This window comes from Microcystis aeruginosa LEGE 91341, from assembly GCF_015206885.1.
GTDB classification, from domain to species: domain Bacteria; phylum Cyanobacteriota; class Cyanobacteriia; order Cyanobacteriales; family Microcystaceae; genus Microcystis; species Microcystis aeruginosa_H.
Map to the genome: position 1 here is coordinate 1 of NZ_JADEXY010000224.1, position 3,518 is coordinate 3,518.

Sequence of the window (3,518 nt, forward strand, 5' to 3'; positions counted from 1 at the left end):
CCCTAAAACCCCAACACCCCCCGCAACGCGGACGCAGTGACCACCCCAACACCCTAAAACCCCAACACCCTAAAACCTCAACTATCTGTTTTTTCACTTTTTAAGTATCTAAGCACAATTAATTACACATCTAAGCCACTACTCCGTCAGACTTCTGCTGATGTGAGCAAACAGAGAACTGAAAACTCAAATCCGATCCCTAATAGCTGTCTCCTGTCTCCTGTCTCCTGTCTCCTGACTCCTGTCTCGGAGTCTCGACTAGGAAATTAATTTTGCACGACTACTTACTTCCCTCAAATGTCCTTGTTCAATTTTCCAGTGACGGTCAGCAATAGGCAATAATTCCCCAGCATCGTGACTAACTACTAATAAAGTCCAGTGTTGTTTGAGACTAGCGAGAAGTTTAGCCAATTGACGACGCATCGACCAATCTAAACCGGCCGTAGGTTCATCGAGAAGTAACAGATTAGGCTGCCGGATTAACTGGACAGCGAGGGATAAACGACGCTGTTGACCCCCACTAAGATTGTGGGGAGAAGTATCCATGGGAATGTTTTCTAATCCTACCTCCTTTAAGGCCGCTGTTAGGCGATCGCTTTTAATTTCTGGATGACCGAGACGCAACTCCTCAAGGATGGTTTTACCGCAAAAATGACGTTCGGGAAACTGAAAAACGATTCCTCCTAATTGTTGCAGGTGCAGCACCGTTAATTCTTGGTCGCGCCAGTGAATCGTCCCTCCTGTTTTATCGGCAAAGCCTGCTAGAATTTCCAAAAGAGTCGTTTTTCCGGAACCACTGGGGCCAACAATCAGACCTAATTCTTGGGGTGCTAATTCGAGATTAATCCCCTGTAAAATGGGATTGAGGGCAGCGGGAGGATGATAAACCACATCTTTGAGATAAAGCATTGACAGGAAAATAACTGGAAATTAAGTCTAGAAACCCGTTTCTATTGTGACAGATTTTTTCATTCGCTCAAGGAGACTTTTCACCATGGTGCTGAGGTTAGGTTTAACGAAAAAAATGGCGATCGGTGCTTCGCTGGCTGTTATGGTAGTGGTTAACTGGATTAGTCCCGGGTTGGCCGGAGATCCTTTCCGCAAAACCAATCCCCGACCGATTGGTGATAAGACCGAGGCCGCTTTTAACGCTATTTTTAAACAAGGTAACTATCTAGAGGCAAAAAAATTAATTGTTGAGGCCACAGAAAAGGAACCCCAAGAACCTTTGTCCCATGCTATGCGTGCCTCTCTTGCTTTTACCGACCAGGATTGGAACACCCTAAAAACCTACTCCGAGAAAACTAAGGCAGCGGCCAAACAAATACAGGACAGCGACCCTTTAAGGGGAAATTTGTATCTCGCGGTGGGTAGTTTTTTGGAGGGAACCTACGTTTTTCAAACCGAAGGAGCAGTATCGGCCATCCCCAGATTACAACAGGTGTTTCAGTATTTGGAAACCGCAGAAAAGGTTAATCCTACGGATCCGGAATTGAACCTATTAAAGGGTTATATGGATTTGATTTTAGCGGTTAATCTGCCCTTTTCTAGTCCTCAAGAGGCAATTCAACGGCTAGAAACCTATGGGAGTCCTGATTACTTGGTCGATCGAGGTATCGCTCTAGCTTACCGGGATTTAAAGCAGTATGATCAGGCTTTGCAATTTATAGATAACGCTCTGAAAGCGACCCCCGATAATCCAGAATTAATGTATCTGAAGGGTCAAATCCTGAGAATTCAAGGCAATACGGATAAAAATACTGGCTCTTTGAAACTGGCATTAGATTACTTTAATAATGCCCTGAAAAAACAGGAACAACTCCCCGAATCGGTCAAAAAACAGTTAAATCGCGAACACCGTAAGGTACAGGAGGAGATTAAATCCCTAGAAAGCACCGCTAATCGTTAAAAAATGCCTAAAAATAGTCAATATTTGTTTTTTTATCAGTTATCAGTTTTTGAAGGCAAGAGGCAAGAGGCAAAAGGCAAGAGGCAAGAGGCGGGAGACAAATTTTGCCAAAACAGAAAATCTCGTCTTATGGTATATAAAGTAAAGGATTATTAAGCTTCACTGGAAGTTTATTAATTAAAGTTAAAAATATATTGACAAAAAAGATGGCTTGTGGTAATGGGCATAATTTAGCCAAACCTCCTAGCTGATTTATTGTCAAGGGTTCACCTAAGTGTAATTGGAGATTTCATGACGGCAACGACGGATAAATTGCATGGGGAGTTGATCACCTCGATCGAGCCAGACTTTAAACTGAAAGATATTATTAAAAGCATTCCCAAAGAATATTTCCAGAAAGACCCAGTTAAAGCTTGGTTTGGTGTGATTACGAATATTTTGGCGGTCATTGCGGGTTATGCAATGCTAGTTTATTCTCCCTGGTATTTACTGCCTTTAGCTTGGATTTTCACTGGTACAGCTTTAACGGGATTCTTTGTGATCGCCCATGATTGCGGTCATCGGTCTTTTTCTAATCGACCCTGGGTTAATGATCTTGTCGGTCATATTTTCCTCTTACCGCTTATCTATCCCTTCCACTGTTGGCGTTTCCTCCATGATCGCCATCATGCTAAAACTAACATGGTAACGATAGATAATGCTTGGGATCCGTGGGAATTAGAAGCTTTTAACTCGGCCAATCCCTTAGTGCGTCTCTTTTATCGTGGCATTCGCGGACGTTTCTGGTGGCTCGGTTCGATCGCTCACTGGGCTATTCTACACTTCAATATCGAACAATTCAAGGAGAACGAACGGGAAAAAGCCCGCTTTTCGATGATTGTCGTCCTAGTTTTTGCCGCTATTTTTTTCCCAACCCTAATTTTCTACACTGGTGTCTGGGGATTGGTTAAATTTTGGGTGGTGCCTTGGTTTGTCTATCATTTTTGGATGAGTACCTTTACCCTTGTCCATCACACAGACCCCGATATTCAATTTTCCTATCCTGAAGACTGGAATCAAGCTTTAGCGCAACTAGAAGGAACAGTTCACTGTAGCTATCCCCGTTGGGTAGAGATTCTCTGTCACGATATTAATGTCCATATCCCCCATCATATCTCGACGGCGATTCCTTCCTATAACCTCCGCAAAGTTCACGCTAGTCTCAAAGAAAATTGGGGTAGTCACCTAAAAGAAACCGAGTTTTCTTGGGCATTAATGAAGCGAATCGTTGATTATTGCCATATTTTCGACTCCGAAACCGCCTACAAAACCTTTAAGGAAAGTCGCGGTTAAATCAGTTATCAGTTATCAGTGGGTAAGTTATCAGTGATCAGTGATCAGATTTGAGTTTTAAGTGACAGTATTAAATCGAAGTTTCCTAATGTCTTTTCACTGATTACTGATTATTGTTTACTGCTCACTGAAAAAAGCTCACTGCTCCCCAATTCATAATTCATAATTCATAATTCATAATTCATAATTCATAATTCATAATTCATAATTCATAATTCATAATTCATAATTCATAATTCATAATTCATAATTCATAATTCATAATTCATAATTCATA

At 41.8% G+C, this 3,518-nt stretch carries 3 protein-coding genes; 2 read left to right on the plus strand and 1 reads right to left on the minus strand.

Annotation, left to right across the window (positions count from 1 at the left end; genetic code table 11):
- Positions 1 to 258 precede the first annotated feature (258 nt).
- Positions 259 to 909 carry an ABC transporter ATP-binding protein gene (locus IQ234_RS20235; protein WP_193958390.1) on the minus strand — a complete coding sequence of 217 codons (651 nt, stop codon included), beginning with the start codon at positions 907 to 909 and terminating at the stop codon, positions 259 to 261.
- 85 nt (positions 910 to 994) lie between these two features.
- On the opposite strand from IQ234_RS20235, the gene IQ234_RS20240 reads away from it, so the two are divergent.
- Positions 995 to 1,909, plus strand: coding sequence for a Sll0314/Alr1548 family TPR repeat-containing protein (locus IQ234_RS20240; protein WP_193958391.1), 915 nt, complete (start codon positions 995 to 997; stop codon positions 1,907 to 1,909).
- Positions 1,910 to 2,200: 291 nt separating this feature from the next.
- Entirely contained in the window at positions 2,201 to 3,241 is a 1,041-nt protein-coding gene (locus tag IQ234_RS20245; RefSeq protein WP_193958392.1) for a fatty acid desaturase, read from the plus strand.
- Positions 3,242 to 3,518: the final 277 nt, after the last annotated feature.